The organism is Malaciobacter halophilus (genome assembly GCF_002837275.1).
In the GTDB taxonomy this organism is placed as follows: Bacteria; Campylobacterota; Campylobacteria; order Campylobacterales; family Arcobacteraceae; genus Malaciobacter; species Malaciobacter halophilus.
In genome coordinates this window covers 17,837-34,115 of the sequence record NZ_NXIF01000024.1, presented here as the reverse complement: position 1 = coordinate 34,115, position 16,279 = coordinate 17,837, and the positions used below count along the sequence as shown (strand labels likewise).

At 26.7% G+C, this 16,279-nt stretch carries 17 protein-coding genes; 5 read left to right on the top strand and 12 right to left on the bottom strand.

Annotated elements, in window-relative coordinates:
• A partial coding sequence (locus tag CP960_RS06435; protein ID WP_133121142.1) for an FAD-dependent oxidoreductase occupies window positions 1-138 on the bottom strand: 138 nt, incomplete at its 3' end.
• 211 nt (window positions 139-349) lie between these two features.
• Here CP960_RS06435 and CP960_RS06430 point away from each other — a divergent pair.
• On the top strand, window positions 350-946 hold the full coding sequence (locus CP960_RS06430; RefSeq protein ID WP_101184595.1) for a peroxiredoxin: 597 nt from the start codon (window positions 350-352) through the stop codon (window positions 944-946).
• A gap of 28 nt (window positions 947-974) precedes the next feature.
• On the opposite strand, the gene CP960_RS06425 is transcribed toward CP960_RS06430, so the two are convergent.
• Window positions 975-2,855: a sensor histidine kinase gene (locus tag CP960_RS06425; protein WP_101184594.1), complete on the bottom strand. Its 1,881-nt coding sequence runs from the start codon at window positions 2,853-2,855 to the stop codon at window positions 975-977.
• Between the two features lie 130 nt (window positions 2,856-2,985).
• On the opposite strand from CP960_RS06425, the gene CP960_RS06420 reads away from it, so the two are divergent.
• Entirely contained in the window at window positions 2,986-4,890 is a 1,905-nt protein-coding gene (locus CP960_RS06420) for a sensor histidine kinase (protein WP_101184593.1), read from the top strand.
• On the opposite strand, the gene CP960_RS06415 is transcribed toward CP960_RS06420, so the two are convergent.
• Window positions 4,887-5,738, bottom strand: coding sequence for a GP88 family protein (locus tag CP960_RS06415; RefSeq protein WP_101184592.1), 852 nt, complete (start codon window positions 5,736-5,738; stop codon window positions 4,887-4,889). The genes CP960_RS06420 and CP960_RS06415 overlap by 4 nt on opposite strands.
• Window positions 5,739-5,926: 188 nt before the next feature.
• Between CP960_RS06415 and CP960_RS06410 the strand changes: the two genes are divergently transcribed.
• Window positions 5,927-7,831: a PAS domain S-box protein gene (locus CP960_RS06410; protein ID WP_101184591.1), complete on the top strand. Its 1,905-nt coding sequence runs from the start codon at window positions 5,927-5,929 to the stop codon at window positions 7,829-7,831.
• Here the strand turns inward: CP960_RS06410 and purT are convergent.
• From purT to CP960_RS06390, 4 genes are read right to left on the bottom strand one after another with little or no spacing between them, the layout of a single operon-like run.
• Window positions 7,828-8,994: a formate-dependent phosphoribosylglycinamide formyltransferase gene (gene purT / locus CP960_RS06405; protein ID WP_101184590.1), complete on the bottom strand. Its 1,167-nt coding sequence runs from the start codon at window positions 8,992-8,994 to the stop codon at window positions 7,828-7,830. The genes CP960_RS06410 and purT overlap by 4 nt on opposite strands.
• 13 nt (window positions 8,995-9,007) lie before the next feature.
• Window positions 9,008-9,748 carry a diaminopimelate epimerase gene (gene dapF, locus CP960_RS06400; RefSeq protein WP_101184589.1) on the bottom strand — a complete coding sequence of 247 codons (741 nt, stop codon included), beginning with the start codon at window positions 9,746-9,748 and terminating at the stop codon, window positions 9,008-9,010.
• Window positions 9,745-10,335 (bottom strand): dephospho-CoA kinase, encoded by a 591-nt coding sequence (gene coaE, locus CP960_RS06395; protein WP_101184588.1) that lies wholly within the window; start codon window positions 10,333-10,335, stop codon window positions 9,745-9,747. The genes dapF and coaE overlap by 4 nt, the downstream gene beginning before the upstream one ends.
• 57 nt (window positions 10,336-10,392) lie before the next feature.
• The gene (locus CP960_RS06390; protein ID WP_228152029.1) at window positions 10,393-10,947 is read right to left on the bottom strand and encodes a spermine/spermidine synthase domain-containing protein; all 555 of its coding nucleotides are present in this window, start codon (window positions 10,945-10,947) and stop codon (window positions 10,393-10,395) included.
• Window positions 10,948-11,129: 182 nt separating this feature from the next.
• On the opposite strand from CP960_RS06390, the gene purM reads away from it, so the two are divergent.
• Window positions 11,130-12,125, top strand: a complete 996-nt coding sequence (purM, locus tag CP960_RS06385) for a phosphoribosylformylglycinamidine cyclo-ligase (RefSeq protein WP_101184586.1) — start codon at window positions 11,130-11,132, stop codon at window positions 12,123-12,125.
• Window positions 12,126-12,146: 21 nt separating this feature from the next.
• Here purM and CP960_RS06380 read toward each other — a convergent pair whose 3' ends face one another.
• The 5 genes from CP960_RS06380 to CP960_RS06360 form a co-directional block, all read right to left on the bottom strand.
• Window positions 12,147-12,614, bottom strand: coding sequence for a CDGSH iron-sulfur domain-containing protein (locus CP960_RS06380; protein ID WP_101184585.1), 468 nt, complete (start codon window positions 12,612-12,614; stop codon window positions 12,147-12,149).
• A 207-nt stretch (window positions 12,615-12,821) separates the two neighbouring features.
• Entirely contained in the window at window positions 12,822-13,391 is a 570-nt protein-coding gene (locus tag CP960_RS06375) for a YceI family protein (RefSeq protein ID WP_101184584.1), read from the bottom strand.
• Window positions 13,392-13,441: 50 nt separating this feature from the next.
• Window positions 13,442-13,894, bottom strand: a complete 453-nt coding sequence (locus tag CP960_RS06370; RefSeq protein ID WP_101184583.1) for a MarR family winged helix-turn-helix transcriptional regulator — start codon at window positions 13,892-13,894, stop codon at window positions 13,442-13,444.
• 134 nt (window positions 13,895-14,028) lie between these two features.
• Complete coding sequence (locus tag CP960_RS06365) at window positions 14,029-14,652, bottom strand: LysE family transporter (protein WP_101184582.1); 624 nt, start codon at window positions 14,650-14,652, stop codon at window positions 14,029-14,031.
• A gap of 117 nt (window positions 14,653-14,769) precedes the next feature.
• Window positions 14,770-14,958: a hypothetical protein gene (locus tag CP960_RS06360; RefSeq protein ID WP_101184581.1), complete on the bottom strand. Its 189-nt coding sequence runs from the start codon at window positions 14,956-14,958 to the stop codon at window positions 14,770-14,772.
• Window positions 14,959-15,169: 211 nt separating this feature from the next.
• Between CP960_RS06360 and CP960_RS06355 the strand changes: the two genes are divergently transcribed.
• Window positions 15,170-16,276, top strand: coding sequence for a pyridoxal-phosphate-dependent aminotransferase family protein (locus tag CP960_RS06355; protein WP_101184580.1), 1,107 nt, complete (start codon window positions 15,170-15,172; stop codon window positions 16,274-16,276).
• Window positions 16,277-16,279 lie beyond the last annotated feature (3 nt).

The following is a 16,279-nucleotide window of genomic DNA, read 5'->3' as shown; positions in this document are numbered from 1 at the left end:
GATTTCTGAACTTCCAGTGATTTGTCCTCCTGGCATCCCCATCTCAAACATTACTACATCTTTTAATCCACCTCTTGTGGCATACAATCCAGCTGTTAATCCTGCTGGCCCTCCACCTATTATCGCTAAATCTAACATACTTAATTCCTTACTTTGTTTAATATTGTATAATTTATGATGGAATCATACTATTTAAAGGATAAAAATTATCTTAAGAAAAAGATTATAAATAAATAAAATTTTTCTTAAAAATTTTTCCTAATAAAATTAGTCAATTCTAAATTAAAAAGATTTCTATATACTTTCATCAACAAAACGAAAAAACAAAAATTAATAAAGGAAAAAAATTATGTTAGTAACAAACAAAGCAAAAGATTTTACAGCAGCAGCAGTATTAGCAGACGGACAAATTGTTGAGGATTTTAATTTATACGAAAATATCGGTGAAAAAGGTGCAGTAGTATTTTTTTATCCACTAGACTTTACATTTGTGTGTCCATCAGAAATTATTGCATTCTCTAAAAGAGCAGATGAATTTAGACAAAGAGGTGTAAATGTAATTGGTGTATCTATTGATTCTCAATTCTCTCACTTTGCATGGAGAGAAACTCCAGTAGAAAAAGGTGGAATTGGAAGAGTTAAATTTCCATTAGTAGCAGATATTACAAAACAAATTGCAAGAGATTTTGATGTATTATTTGACGAATCAGTTGCATTAAGAGGTTCATTCTTATTAGATGCAGATGGAACAATTAGACATGCAGTTATCAATGACTTACCATTAGGAAGAAATATTGATGAAATGATTAGAATGGTTGATACAATGTTATTTACTAATGAACATGGTGAAGTTTGTCCTGCAGGATGGAACAAAGGTGATGAAGGTATGAAAGCAGACAAAGAAGGTGTTGCTGAATATCTTGCTAAAAACGAAGATAACTTATAATATTTTACTAAAAGAGTAAGCTTATGACTTACTCTTTTATAGATTTAGGAACTACTACTTTTACTTCAACAACATTTTTAATACTTTTTATCTCAATTGTCCCTTTTAAACTATTTTCAACTAAATTTTTACATACAAAAAGACCATTGCCTTTACCTTGATATTTATATTTAGTTGTAAAGTATGGTTCAAAAACTCTTGAAAGAGTCTTTTTATTTATGCCAAGAGCATTATCAACTATAACTATTTCAAGATTTTTATTTTTATGTTTAATCTTTATATCTAAGGTTTTATTATTTGTAGCAGATTCAAAAAAAGCCTCTTTTGAGTTTTTTAATATATTTATTAATACTTGAATTAAATCAGATTTGTAGCTATTTAAAGTTATAGAATCAATAGATGTTTTTATTGAGATTTGTTTATCAAACTTTACAATATTAAAACATTTTTCTAAAAGTTCATCACTTGTAAAAGTAGAGATTGTATCTTGACTTTTAAAAAGTGTATTAAACTCATCAATAGTTTTAGATAGTTTTTGCGTAGTGTTATTTATAGTATCAAGATTTTTTATTAACTCTTTATCTTCTAAACTATTAAGTTGTTTTTGAACTTGCATAGAAGTTGATAGAGTACTAATTATTGATAAAGGTTGTCTCCATTGATGAGAAATATTAACTAGCATTTCTGCTAACGCATTTGTTTTTGCTTGACAAGCAAGATTTCTTTGTTGTCTTGTTTTTTCATTGATATATTTTTGGATTGAAGTTTTATATTTATTAAATATCTCTTCAAAATGTTTAGACAAATAAAGACTAAGTGCAAAAAAGATTAACATAATAAAAAACAAAATCACAAAAAGTGTTTGTATATTTTCATTGAACTGTTTATCTAAAAATTTTTTTCTAATTTCTAACTGTTCTTTTATATCACTTTTATAAAAGCCTTTTCCTATTATCCAGTCCCACTTTGGAATATACTCAAAATAGCTTGTTTTAACTAAATCTTTTTTATTATCAAAACGAACTTTTTGTTTATAAGTAATATACCCTTTTTTACTATTTTTTGATTTATTTATAATAGAGTCAATACTATTATGTTCTACATTGTTTACTATTTTTGCATCTTTATTTATAAATTTTTTAACTGGATGACTAAGGTATTGTGCTTTTGAATTTATTACGAAGATATAATCTTTTTTGTATTGTAATTTACTTATATACTCTAAGACTTTTTCTTGTTGTTTTTTTTCAAAATCATCTATATACTCACCTGTTCCAATATACCAATTAAAAGGTTCGAAGTATTTATTAAAACCAAGTTTTTCATACTGATTTTTCATATCATTTGGTTTATGATAATACCATTTTAAAAAACTCTCTTTTTTATTTTGTAGTGATTTAATAATCTCTCTTGTTAGATATTTACCTTTTCCTTCTTTAAAATAGTAAAAATTTGACCCTTCCATATCTCTGTTTACAGGTAGTAAGATACACTCATAATCAAAAGAGTATATATAAAAATAGCCTCTACCATCTAAAAATCTAATATTTACAAGGGCATCTTTTATCATTTTTTTTATCATATCTTTTGGTAGATTTTTATTTGAATTATAAATGCTTAAGGCAATATCATAAGCTTCATAAACTCTTTGTTTTAGACTCTTTTTTAACTCTTCTTCTGTCTCTTTTTGAATTCTATTTATATAGTTGTGAATATGTTCTACATCATTTTTGATATTTTTTTTATTAGAATTAATGAAGTTTTCTTCTAAAACTCTTTTATCATTTTCGAAATTTTTCTTATTTTGAGAATATAAAAAAAGACTAATAGTGACAAATATAAAAAAAATAAAAATTAAAGGAGAGTATTTTAGTAAGTTAATAAGCTTTTTTTCATCTTTGTAAGTCATGGCTTTTACCTCTTTAGTAATTATAACTAAAAAGTGTTGAACACAAAAAGCTATATTAATATAGATTTAAAAGTTAAATATAAAAATAATTTTATATGATGTATAATCAATAAAAAACAAAAGTAGAGTTATGTTATCAAAAAAAGAGAACTTTATAATTAGAATTATTAGATTCTTCCCTTTCTTTTTAATTATGGCAATTGCCATAATTGGAGCATATCTTTTTTTGATTGAACATGAAAGACACTATAAAAAAGAGATAATTAGTGTAAAGTCTAAATTTATTAATAGTGAAAAACAAAGAATTAAAAATGAAGTTAATAGAGTATATAACTATATACAATTTCATAAACAAAATAGTGAGAAAAAATTAAAAAAATTAATTAAGTATCAAGTATATGAAGCACACTCTGTTATGCAAGGGCTTTATGAAGAGTATAAAGATACAAAATCAAAAGAGCAAATAATAGAGCTTTTTAAAGCTGCTTTAAAAAATATGCGTTTTTTAGATGGTAGAGGTTATTTTTATATATATGATATGAAAGGCAATAATATTTTTCATCCCATATTGAAATTTTTAGAAGGACGTTCACTATGGGATTATAAAGATATAACTGGCAAAAAAATAGTCCAAGAAGGAATTTCTGTTCTTAAAAAACAAGATGAAACTTATGATGATTGGTATTGGCAAGAACCTAAAAGTAAAAAGGTTAAAAGAAAAATAGGCTTTCATAAAATGTTTAAACCTTATAATATTTTTGTAGGAACAGGGGAATATGTAGAAGATTTTGAACATGAGTTAAAACAGTCAATATTACAATATATCTCAACTATTAGATATTTAGATAATAGAGTGATTTCTGTTATGAAAAATGATGGAAAATTACTTACTTTAAATAATGAATATGCTTTAAAAAATCTACAAAATCTACAAACTAAAAGTGGTTTTAAACCCTACAAAGAGATGAGTTTACTTGCTAAGAAAAGTAAAGAAGGATATATTAGTTATAAAGATACTACTGAAAAAAATAAAGAAAAATTTTATGAAAAAACAGCTTTTGTAAAAGCTTTAGATGGATGGGATTGGGTAATTTATGCCTCTTTTTATAAAGACTCTTTAAAAAAAGAGATAAATCAAAGAGTTAAAAGTTTGGAAGAAGAGGATAAAAAAACAATAAAATCATTTTTTATTTTAGCAACTGCTTTAACAATATTTATGCTTTTAGTATCTATTTATGTCATAAAACTTTTAGAAAAAAGTTTTTTTGATTATAAATCAAAGATTTTAGAACAGGCTCAAAAAAATAGAGAAAAAGATGCTATTCTAGCCCAACAATCAAAAATGGCAGCAATGGGTGAGATGATAGCAAATATTACTCATCAGTGGAGACAACCTTTATCTGTTGTATCTACTGCTGTTACTGGGCTTAGGTTTGAAAAAGAAATGGGAATTTTAAAAGATGAAAACTTTTATAGAGGTATGGATAGTATTCATGATTCTGTATTACATTTATCAAATACAATTGAAGATTTTAGAAACTTTTTTAAACCAAATAAACAAAAAGTTGATTTTGATTTAAAAGATGTAGTTGAAAAGACATTAAAACTATTAAGCTCTCAGTTTGATATAAACAATATATATTTTATTAAAAATATTGATGCTATTAAAATAAACGGTTCAGAAAATGAGTTAGTTCAAGTTTTAATAAATATTTTAAATAATTCAAGGGATGCTTTAAAAAGTGTAGAAAATAGAAGATTAATATTTATAGATGTAAAAAAAGAAGAAGATAAAGCAATTATTAAAGTAACAGATACAGCAGGAGGAATACCTAAAGATATTATAAATAAAATATTTGAGCCTTATTTTACAACAAAAGAGAAAAAAGGTACAGGTATTGGATTGTATATGTCAAAGCAGATTATAAAAGATAGTTTAAAAGGGGAAATTCAAGTTTCAAACAAAACCTTTACACACGAAGGTGTTGAGTATAAAGGTGCATGTTTTAAACTTAGTTTTGATGTTATTGTTTAATATAAATAGTTTTGAATATCTTCAGTTGTTTCTAGTACAAAAGCACTGTTTTTGTTTATATTTGTTCCTTTTTTAGCTTCATGAAGTAAAATACTTCCTTGTATTGAGTTATCAAGAGTATCTACACCTTTTTCAAAGTTTTCAGCATCAAGTATTTTAAAACCTTCGTGCTGTGCTTGTTCTAAGAGTCTATTTTTTATCTCATTTGTACAAACTATTGCAATACTAATTTGATTTTTTAAATAGTTTTGTAACTCTTCCCATGAATCAACAAGTTTTCCTTTATGTAAACCTGCTCTTGAGTAAATTAGTGTATAGTTTTTAGGAGTTTTTTTTCTACTTTTTAAGATATTGTATTTAGTATAATCAAAAAATTCTACATCTTCAAACAGTTCCATGATATTTTTGTATTTAACTTCTTTATATGTAAACGATTCCTTTTCCCATAAAATATCAGAAGTTTTATTTAATTGAATTAGAAGTTTTAAATTGTGTTTTTTTGCTTTTCTTTTTAAAGCATTTATCTCTTTTATTAGCTGTTCAAAAAATTGTTCTTTTTGAAGTAAGAATTTGAAAGTTCTTTTTATTCTTGCTTGCTTTATTTTGTTTTTACTAAAATGAGAATTTTGAAATAATCCATTATGATAAATACAGGCTGTTACACATCCATTTGTGGCATTCTTACATAAATTTACCTTATTTAAGTTAAGAGCAGTTTTATCATAATCAATTCCATACATAGGTGCATGCATTATATTTTTTTGTGCAGCTAAATATAAAGTTCCAATAATAGCTGTATCATTAATTTTTTTGGATAGTAAGTTCGTAGTATTATAATTGTATTGCAAAATTATTCCTTTAGATTAAATAAGGCGCGTATTATATAAAGATAAAGATTAAATAACATATAATAAGTGCATAAACTATAAAAGAAGAAAAATTATTTTATATAAAACTTTACTTTCTTTAAATAAAAAATTATAATAATTGTATAGTTAAAATAAAAAAGTTAAGTGTATGTAACAAAGGTAAGAAGATGCAAAAAAAAATTGACAATAGTATTTTAAAATATCTAAATATTACAAAAGGTCTTTTTTTAATATTGGATAAAGATGCTAATGTTATTTTTGCCAATGAACAAGCTTGTGAAATTTTAGGAATTTCACAAGAAAAAATAGTTTCATTAAATTGGGTTGATAATTTTATTCCAATAGAGTTAAGAGCTTATATAAAAAATGTAATAAAACAGATTGCAAATAAAAATATGCAAATAAATGAGTTTGTAGAGAACGAAATAGTTACATTAAGTGGACAAAGAAAGTTTATTTCATGGAGAAACTCTTATATACAAGAGAATGATAAAGTTACACAAGTTATATGTTCAGGGCAAGATATTACAGAGAAAAAAGAGATACAAAAGTATATTGAAGAGAAAGAAGAGAGATTAAAAGCAATTTTTGACTTTTCTCCTTTAGGTATTTTAATTTCTGATAAAACTGGAAAAATGATAGAGGCTAACTTGGCTTTTTTAAATATGCTTGGTTATTCTCAAGATGAAATTTTAGGTAAAACATATCTTGATATAACACACAAAGAGAATATAGATTTAAATGAAGAGTATTTCAATAAGCTTATTGATAATGAAATCGGAATGTATAAGATTACTAAAAAATATATTACTAAAAATAGTGAACTTTTATGGTGTAATGTAACTGTATCTACTATTAAAGATGAGCTTAATGAAATACTTTATGTATTGGCAATTATTGAAGATATTACAGAGATGAAAAAAAGAGAAGAGGATATAATCTCTCAAAGAAAATTTCTTCATACAATAATAGATGAGAATCCAAATATTATTATAGTAAAAGATTATGAAGGAAAATTTGTTTTAGTAAATCAAGCAATAGCTAGACTTTATAACACTACAACAGAGGATATGATAGGTAAAAGTGATGCTGATTATAATCCAAATGAAGACCAAGTAAAACACTATTTACAAAGTGTACAAGAGATTATGGATTTAGATGAAACTAAACTAGTTTATGAGGAGTCAACTGATATTGTAACTGGTAAAATAAGATATTTCCAATCAATTAAAAAGCCAATTACTGATAGATATGGAAATAAACAACTTCTAATTATAGCAAATGATATTACAGATATAAAAGAAGCACAAAAGAAATTAAAAGATAATGAAGAGATGATTCATCATCAGTCTAAAATGGCAGCAATGGGTGAAATGCTTGAGAATATTGCACATCAATGGAGGCAGCCTTTATCTGTAATAACAACAAGTGCAAGTAGTGTAAAAATTCATAAAGAGATGGGGACTTTAAGTGATGAGTTTTTAGATGAAGTTTTAGATGCAATTGTAAAATCAGGTAACCACTTATCTCAAACAATAGATGATTTTAGAGATTTTTTTAAACCAAATAGAGCAAAAGTTAGCTTTAATATTGTAAATACTTATAAAAAAGCGCTTTTTTTAGTTAGTTCAAAACTTAAAAATAGAGAGATTGATATTGTTGAAAATATTGAAGATATTAATCTTTTTGGATTTGATAATGAACTTATTCAAGTAATAATGAATCTAATAAACAATGCAAGAGATGCATTAGAAGAGTCAGAGCTTGAATATAAATATATTTTTGTTGATATTTTTAAAGATAAAGAGAACAATGCAGTATTGAAAATACTTGACAATGCAGGGGGAATACCTGTAAATGTTATAGGAAAAATTTTTGAACCATACTTTACAACAAAACATAAAAGTTTAGGAACAGGAATAGGACTTTATATGTGTGAAGAGATTTTAGTAAAACATATGAATGGTGAAATATCTGTAAAAAATAAAGAGTTTGAATATGAAGGAAATAGTTTTAAAGGAGCAGAGTTTACTCTAAAGATTCCAATATTGGAATCTTTAGAAGAGTCTTAATCATCAAAATTTTCTATAATCTGTTTTGCTTGTTGTAAAGCTTTATCGCTACTATTTTTATCAAAAGTTAAAGCAACGGCCATTCTTCTTCCTTTGTGGCTTTGAGGTTTTCCAAAGACTCTTACATAAGAAGTATTAGTAAATACAGTATTATTAACATCTATTTGTGGATTAAAGCTATCATTTTTTGATTTATAAGCAGCACTTGCTCCTGCTCCATAATCAATAAAATCTAAAGGAAGACCAAGCACTGCTCTAATATGAAGTGCAAACTCGCTTTGGCTTTGAGTAATCATCGTAACCATTCCAGTATCATGTGGTCTTGGACTTACTTCACTAAAATAAACATCATCACCTTTAACAAAAAGTTCTACTCCAAAAATACCTCTTCCGCCTAAGCCATCAGTGATTTTTTTGGCAATTTCTTGAGATCTTTTTTTTGCAGTTTCACTCATATTCATAGGTTGCCATGAGAAGATATAGTCACCATCTTGTTGAATATGTCCTATTGGTTCACAAAATACAGTTTGATTTTCATTTCTTGCTGTTAAAAGTGTAATTTCATAATCAAATGAGATAAACTCTTCAACTATTAGTTCGCTAGCATCTCCTCTAGCTTCCTTCGCAAGTTCCCAAGAAGAGGCTAAATCATCTTCACTTTTTGCAATACTTTGTCCATGTCCAGATGAGCTCATTACAGGTTTAATTACACAAGGAAAACCAATATTTAAAGCTGCTTTTTTTAAGGCTTCAAAAGTAGATACAAACTCATATTTTGAAGTTGGAAGTTTTAAATCAACTGCTGCAAACTCTCTTATATTTTTTCTATTCATTGTTTTGTTTACAGCATCTGCATTTGGTATTACATGGTAACCTTCATTTTCAGCTGTAAATAAAGCATCAATATTAATAGCTTCAACCTCTGGCAAAATAAAATCAGGTTTTTCTCTTCTTATTACATCTAAAATCTCATTTTTATTTTTCATATTGATTGTATAAGATTTATTTGCAACAAGTTGTGCAGGTGCATTATTATAACTATCAACTGCAACTGTTTCAACTCCTAATCTTTGAGCTTCAATTACGACTTCTTTGCCTAACTCTCCACTTCCTAAAAGCATAACTTTTATTGAATCTGATTTTAATGGTGCACTAAATTTCATATTTCCCCTCTTATTAATTAATTGATGTTGTAAAGATTTTTTTTACAGCACCTTTAAAGTAAAGTATTTCATCTTTTTTTGTAAGAGTTAACTCTTCTTTACTTTTTGGATATACATTAGCAATATCATCTACTAATCTTAAATTATGTGCTCTTAGAAAACAAGCTGCCATTCCTGTTCCACAAGCAAGTGTTTCACCTTCAACACCTCTTTCATAAGTTCTTACATAGATTTTTTTATCTTCAATCTTTGCAAAATTTACATTTGCATTATATTCATATCTCATCTTAGATGCTAAACTATTATCATATTTTTCTAAGTCTTCAACTATTGTTACAAGATGAGGTACTCCTGTATCAACTAAATACCAAGTAAAACCATCTTGAATAAACTCATCTTTAATCAAAATAGGTTTAGTAAGTTGTGTTTGAACAATATCTTTTTCAACAGTTGATTCAATAGTTCCTGCACCTGTTAAAAATTTCATATTAGATGGTGCTAAGCCATTTGAATAAGCATAATGAGCACAAGCTCTTGTACCATTTCCACACATTGCAGCATGACTTCCGTCACTATTGTAAAATAGCCATTCAAAATCATAATCTTTATGTGGAACAAGCACAATTAAGCCATCTGCTCCTATTCCTTCTGTTCTATTACATAACTTAATTGCCTCTTTTGAGTAGTCTTTTTTTGTAAAAGAATGAAAAATTACAAAATCATTCCCACTTGCACTATATTTTGTATATGTCATATTATCTCCCCAATAACTCTTTCAACTTCTTTTTGAAGGTTTTTTAAATCTTTTGAATTATCTATTACTAAATCTGCTAACTCTTTTTTCTTTTCAATATCCATTTGGTTTGAAATTTTAAGTTCGGCTTCTTCTTTATTGATATTATCTCTTTTCATAAGTCTTTGTACTTGAATATCTTTAGGTGCATAAATAACTAAAGATTTACTAATAGGATAATGCATCTTTTCAAAAAACAAAGGTATATCAATAAAATAAGGTTTATTTGCTTTTTCAAAAACTTTTGATTCTTTTATAATCTCTTCTTTAATTAAAGGATGAAGTAAAGCTTCAAGTTTTAGTTTATTATCTTCATTTGAAAAGATGATTTTTCCAAGCTCTTTTCTTAATACTTTACCATTTTTTACATATTGTGTACCAAACATATTACTGATTTTATCACTATTCTCATCAAGAAGTTTATGGGCAATTTTATCAGCATCAATAGTTAAAAAACCATGAAGTTTAAATAGATTACAAACTGTACTTTTTCCTGTTGAAATTCCACCTGTTAAGGCAATTGCATTTTTAAACAAATCATTATTCATAGTAAGATTTTACTATAATAATGATTTATTTTAGTTTTAATTGTAGTTTATAGAAGATTATCTTCTAGCTATTGTAGTTAAAGCTTTATGTATTGCTGCTGGAAAAACAAATGATGCCAAGTGCATCTCTGTTGAATAGTATTCTAAATCATCAATTATATCTGATCTTTGAAGAACAATATCTGCAGTTGGATGATATTTTTTAGATGCTAAAATTGCTGTACTATGACCAAATCTAAATGGCATTGCAATCCAAAATTTTGTTCCAACTAATTTTAAATCATTTTTTAGTCTATTTTCATCATTGTGAAAACTTTGAGTTTTAAAAGTGATTAATCCATCATCTTTTAATACTCTATCAATATTTGCTAAAAGCAACTCATCAATTTCAATATCTGTTAAAATTATTACATCAATATTTTTTTCATCTTTAGAGTTTAATAAAGCTTTATCTCCAAACTCTATATTTCCCTTATGTTTTTCTAGCTCTTTTTTTATCTCAGGACTAGCTTCTCCGATTACTAAAATATTTTCAGGCTCTTTATGTGTACACATTGGTACGTGTACCATCATTTCATTAAAAGCTTGAGTATCATTCATTGAACACGACATAAAATCCGTCCTTTTGTTTTATTAAATTTTCGATATAATACCACAAAAATTTTAAATTACATAGATATATTTGTGTGTGCTAAAAAATTACAGAAGTTTTTAAAGACATTTGTGTTAGTAGTAACACTTTATTAGATACAAGTATATATTGCTTTAAACTTTAAAACATAAAAAGGGAAATAATGTCTACAGTAAGTTATAAAGATGCTGGTGTTGATATAGACGCAGGAAATCAGTTTGTTGAGAATATAAAACCACATGTAAAATCAACTTTAATACCAGGTGTATTAGGTGGTATTGGTTCTTTTGCAGGTGCATTTGAGTTACCAACTGGTTATAAAAACCCAGTATTACTTTCAGGAACAGACGGAGTTGGAACAAAATTAAAACTAGCAATTGATTCTAAAAAGTTTGATACAGTAGGTATTGATTTAGTTGCTATGTGTACAAATGATTTATTATGTAACTTTGGTGAGCCACTATTTTTCCTAGATTATTATGCAACAGCAAAGCTTGAAGTTGATGAAGCAACAGATGTTGTAAAAGGAATTGCACAAGGATGTATTCAAAGTGAGTGTGCTTTAGTTGGTGGTGAAACTGCAGAGATGCCAGGTATGTATAAAGAGGGTGATTTTGATTTAGCAGGATTTTGTGTAGGAATTGCAGAAAAAGAAGAATTAAATAGAATCGAAAAAGTTAATGAAGGAGATGTTTTAATTGCACTTCCAAGTTCTGGAGTTCATTCAAATGGATTCTCTTTAGTTAGAAAACTTCTTTTAGAAAAATTACAGATGTCATTAGATGATGATTTTAATGGTAAACCTTTAAAAGATGTATTATTAGAGCCAACAAGAATTTATGTTAAAGAGTTTAAAGCAAATAAAAATAATATTAATGCCTTAGCTCATATAACAGGTGGAGGAATTACAGAAAATCTTCCAAGAGTTTTACCTGATAATTTAAAAGCAGTTGTTTACAAAGATAAAATTAAAACTCTACCTATATTTGATTTTATGTCTAAGTATGTAGAATCAGAAGAGATGTATAGAACATTTAATATGGGTGTTGGTATGGTTTTAGTAGTAAATCCTTCAAATGTTGATGCAGTTTTAGCAAATACTGATGGTTATGTAATTGGAGAGCTAGCAAATGGAGAAAAAGAAGTAGAGTATAAGTAATCTACTTCTTATGATACTATACTAAAAGGTATAGTATCTTCCTTCTACATCACTATGTGAACAGTCACAAAATGGCATATACTTTGAACTGCCACACCTGCATAGGTTAAATTTTCTTCTATTTATAATTTCTGGAATATCTTTTATTTTTAATGTAATATTACCCTTTGCAAGTATGGGTGAGTTTTCTTTTATTATAAGTTGTGGAGGTTCATTAAGTTCATTAGTTTTTGAGGTTAATGAGTTGTTTTTTAGTGTTTGAGAAAACTTCTCTTTTGAAGTTTTACATCTTGTATCAAATCTTGCATTTGAGTGGGAGCCTTCGCAAAAAGGTTGATTCTTGCTTCTTCCGCATCGACAAATAAATGTACATTTATTCAAATCAAAACTTTTTCCTTCATAAATAATACTCTTTTCAAGTACAAATTGTGAGTCATTTGTAAGTTTGATTGGACCATTCTTAAAAAAACTGAGTGAAAGCTTCTTCATACTAACTTCCTTTTTAAGTTGTAGTATTTAGCTTTTGAGTAAGAAAAGCACCATATTTTAAAGACAGATTTTTATTGTAACATAACAAAGTGACAAAATATTGTGTAAAAGGGGCATAAAAAAGTCTTATTTAATGAAAGTAGTTTTAAAGTGCTTTATATAAGTAAAGAGTTCATTTATAAATTTTAAAATTTGGAATATAGCTAATTACTTAGCTAATATTCCTTCAAGTTCTACTATTAATTTTACTTTTTCTGAAACAGCAACTCCACCTGCTTCTAAAATTGAATTATATTTTATCCCATAATCAATTCTATTTACTTTACCTTCTAATACTAATCCAGTTCTTGTATTTCCCCAAGGATCTTTTATTGTTCCATTTACTTCAACATCTAAAACAACATCTTTAGTAACACCTCTCATTGTTAGCTTTCCATATGCTTTATCATCTTCGATTTTGTCAAGATTAAACTTGATTTGTGGATACTTCTTAGCAGCAAAAAAATCAGACTCTTTTAAGTGTGCATCTCTTTTTTTGTTGGCTGTATTAATAGATGAAACTTTTATTACACCATTTAGAGATTTAAGTTTTTTTGTTTTTTCATCATATTCAAATGAGCCTGTAAAATCATCAAATTTACCACTTACATTAGAAATCATCATATGTTTTACTTTAAATCCTACTGTTGAGTGACTTTTATCTACGTTATACGTTCCTGCATATAATGCGCCTGCACTTAAAATTGAAGCTAATCCAAGTTTTACTATTTTCGTCATTTACTTTATCCTTTTAATTGTACTAATTAGTACTATATATTTAAATTTTTTTAGTTTGCTTTATACAGCTTATTTAAAAGCTCATATAAAGTATCAAGCTCTTCATCATTTAAAGCATCCATCCAATTATGAAGATTTTTTGCATGAAGAGGAAATACTTCTTCTATAATTTCTTTACCTTTATTAGTAAGAGTTAATATAGAAGCTCTTTTGTCATCTTGGTTAGGAATTGTTGCAATCCAACCATCTCTTTTGAGATTTTTTATCACAACTGTGATATTTCCTGGAGTACTCATTGTTAATTTAGTAATAGAACTTATATTTAAATCACCCATATGATATAAAACTTCTAAAACTTTAAACTGGTTAAATGTAAGGTTAAAACTATTTAAATAACTTACTGTTTTATTATGAATTTTTAATCTTAGTCTTTCTAATCTTACTACTGCTTTCATAGATTTATCAGTTCGTTTTCCATAACTTTTTGTAGTTTTTTTTCCCATACAAAAACTCCTTGGCGAAATTATACTACTAATTAGTAGTATATGTCAAGTAAAGCTAAGTATAAAAAGCTACTAACTAGTAATAAATCTTCTGAAAAGTACCAAAAAATAGTAGTTTATAAAATTTTGAAATTTTATGCTCTCTTTGCTGTTGAGACAAAAAAAGCTGCTAAGGCAAGAAAAAAACCTGTAATTCTATTTTGAATTTTCATAGCTTTTACATCTTTTACTAAAAATTTAAGTTTTGAAGCAAGAGTTGAATATCCTGTCATTACAACTGTATCAACAATACATAAAGTTAAGCATATAATCATAAATTGAACTAACATAGAACTTTGTGTATTTATAAACTGAGGAATAAAAGCAACTAAAAAAACAGTTGATTTTATATTTGTAAGATTTATTAGTGTAGCGCTAATATAGGCTTTTTTAAAACTATATTTATTAATTGTTTTCTCTTCTTCAATTAATTCTACTTTTTCAAAGATTTTACTAAAAGCTAAATATAATAAATATAAAACTCCAAGCCATTTTATTATATTGAAAAGCATTACAGATTTTGAAATAATTGTTCCAAGACCAATTACAACAATAAAAGTTTGTAAAAACAGTCCAGTTTGTAAACCTAAAATTGCACCATATGATTTTTTTAATCCATATTTTAATCCATAATTCATAGATACAACTGCACCAGCACCTGGAGAAATAGATAAAAAAATTGAAGCAATAAATAGCGTAAGCCAAATATCTAAGCTCATGATAATCCTTGAAATTTCTTAATCTTTGATTTTATCTTTTTTTCTATTTGGAAGTAATAAATTTAGAAGTGTATATAAGTAGTTATAAAAAAGGCTAGTATAAAACTAGCCTTAAAATTATGCAGCTTTTTTAGCTAATTTTTTTGCAGCTTTTTTAGCTTTTTTTGGTTTAGTTAATTTTAATTTATTTACTTTTTTTGCAACTTTTTTTGCAACTTTTTTTACATCTTTTTTCTTGTTTACTACTTTTTTTGCAGCTTTTTTAGCTATTTTTGCAACTTTTTTCTCTTTTAATTCTTTTGCCATGTCTTCTTCCTTTAATAAATTATTGACTTTTATATAAAAAGTCATAAATTATAGAGATTATAAAGAAAAAAAATGGGAAAGTCAATAGCTTATCTATAAAAATTTAATTTTTTATAAAAAATGTGTAAAAAAAGCCTTAACCTCTTCATAATTTAGATTTAGATAAAATATTGAGTTTTACTAAAAAAGATATGTTTTAAGGATATTAGATATGCTATTAACACCAGGTCCAACTCCTGTACCAGAATTTGTAAGAAAAGCGATGGCAGACGTAACTATACATCATAGAACGCCAGAATTTGAAGCAATATTTGCACAAACAAGAGAACTACTATTTGAACTTTATGAAATGGATGAGGTAGTAATGCTTGCATCAAGTGGTTCAGGTGCAATGGAAGCTTGTGTTACTAATTTAACTCATAAAAAAGCTTTAACTATCAACTCAGGAAAATTTGGCGAAAGATTTGGAAAAATCTGTAAAGCCTTTGATATTGAATATACTGAAATAAAAAATGAGTGGAATACTCCTGTAAGTGTTGAAGCAGTAGTTGAAGCAGTTAAAAATGATAAAGATATTGATGCGATTTTTATTCAACTTTGTGAAAGTGCTGGAGGTTTAAGACATCCAGTTGAACAGTTAGCAAAAGAAGTTAAAAAGATTAATAAAAATATTACAATTGTTGCAGATGGAATTACAGCAGTTGGAGTAGAAAAAATTGATACAACAAATTTAGATGCAGTTATTACAGGTAGTCAAAAAGCACTTATGCTTCCTCCTGGGCTTGCTGTAATTGGATTTAGTAATGATGCTGTTGAAAAAATTGAAAAAAAATCAAGAGGTTTTTATTTTAATTTAGCAACTGAAATAAAAAAACAAAAAACTAATACAACTGCATGGACAGCAGCAACTACTTTAATTATTGGTCTTAAAGAGATTTTAACTTATATCAAACAAAATATAGGTTTTGATAAACTTTTTGAAGATACAAGTAAAAGAGCAGATGCAACAAAAGAGGCTTTAACAGCAATAGGTCTTGAAATCTACCCAAATGTTCCTGCAAATGCAATGACAGCTATTTTTAGTGAACATTCAAATGAAATTAGAAAGATTTTAAAGACTAAATATAATATAAATATTGCAGGTGGACAAGACCACTTAAAGGGAAAAATCTTTAGAATTAATCATATGGGATTAGTAGAAGATTTTGAAGCTACATGGGTTGTAAATGCAATAGAGTTAGCATTAGATGAACTTGGAGTAAGAACTTTTGATGGAACAGCTAATAAAGTGTTTTCATCAAAAATGTTTAAGGCTTAATTT

What these genes read in the sequence shown, in the direction of transcription:
- CP960_RS06430 (WP_101184595.1), top strand. Translation starts at nt 350, where the DNA reads ATGTTAGTAACAAACAAAGCAAAAGATTTTACAGCAGCAGCAGTATTA.
- CP960_RS06425 (WP_101184594.1), bottom strand. Translation starts at nt 2,855, where the DNA reads ATGACTTACAAAGATGAAAAAAAGCTTATTAACTTACTAAAATACTCT.
- CP960_RS06420 (WP_101184593.1), top strand. Translation starts at nt 2,986, where the DNA reads ATGTTATCAAAAAAAGAGAACTTTATAATTAGAATTATTAGATTCTTC.
- CP960_RS06410 (WP_101184591.1), top strand. Translation starts at nt 5,927, where the DNA reads ATGCAAAAAAAAATTGACAATAGTATTTTAAAATATCTAAATATTACA.
- purT (WP_101184590.1), bottom strand. Translation starts at nt 8,994, where the DNA reads ATGAAATTTAGTGCACCATTAAAATCAGATTCAATAAAAGTTATGCTT.
- dapF (WP_101184589.1), bottom strand. Translation starts at nt 9,748, where the DNA reads ATGACATATACAAAATATAGTGCAAGTGGGAATGATTTTGTAATTTTT.
- coaE (WP_101184588.1), bottom strand. Translation starts at nt 10,335, where the DNA reads ATGAATAATGATTTGTTTAAAAATGCAATTGCCTTAACAGGTGGAATT.
- CP960_RS06390 (WP_228152029.1), bottom strand. Translation starts at nt 10,947, where the DNA reads ATGTCGTGTTCAATGAATGATACTCAAGCTTTTAATGAAATGATGGTA.
- purM (WP_101184586.1), top strand. Translation starts at nt 11,130, where the DNA reads ATGTCTACAGTAAGTTATAAAGATGCTGGTGTTGATATAGACGCAGGA.
- CP960_RS06380 (WP_101184585.1), bottom strand. Translation starts at nt 12,614, where the DNA reads ATGAAGAAGCTTTCACTCAGTTTTTTTAAGAATGGTCCAATCAAACTT.
- CP960_RS06375 (WP_101184584.1), bottom strand. Translation starts at nt 13,391, where the DNA reads ATGACGAAAATAGTAAAACTTGGATTAGCTTCAATTTTAAGTGCAGGC.
- CP960_RS06370 (WP_101184583.1), bottom strand. Translation starts at nt 13,894, where the DNA reads ATGGGAAAAAAAACTACAAAAAGTTATGGAAAACGAACTGATAAATCT.
- CP960_RS06365 (WP_101184582.1), bottom strand. Translation starts at nt 14,652, where the DNA reads ATGAGCTTAGATATTTGGCTTACGCTATTTATTGCTTCAATTTTTTTA.
- CP960_RS06360 (WP_101184581.1), bottom strand. Translation starts at nt 14,958, where the DNA reads ATGGCAAAAGAATTAAAAGAGAAAAAAGTTGCAAAAATAGCTAAAAAA.
- CP960_RS06355 (WP_101184580.1), top strand. Translation starts at nt 15,170, where the DNA reads ATGCTATTAACACCAGGTCCAACTCCTGTACCAGAATTTGTAAGAAAA.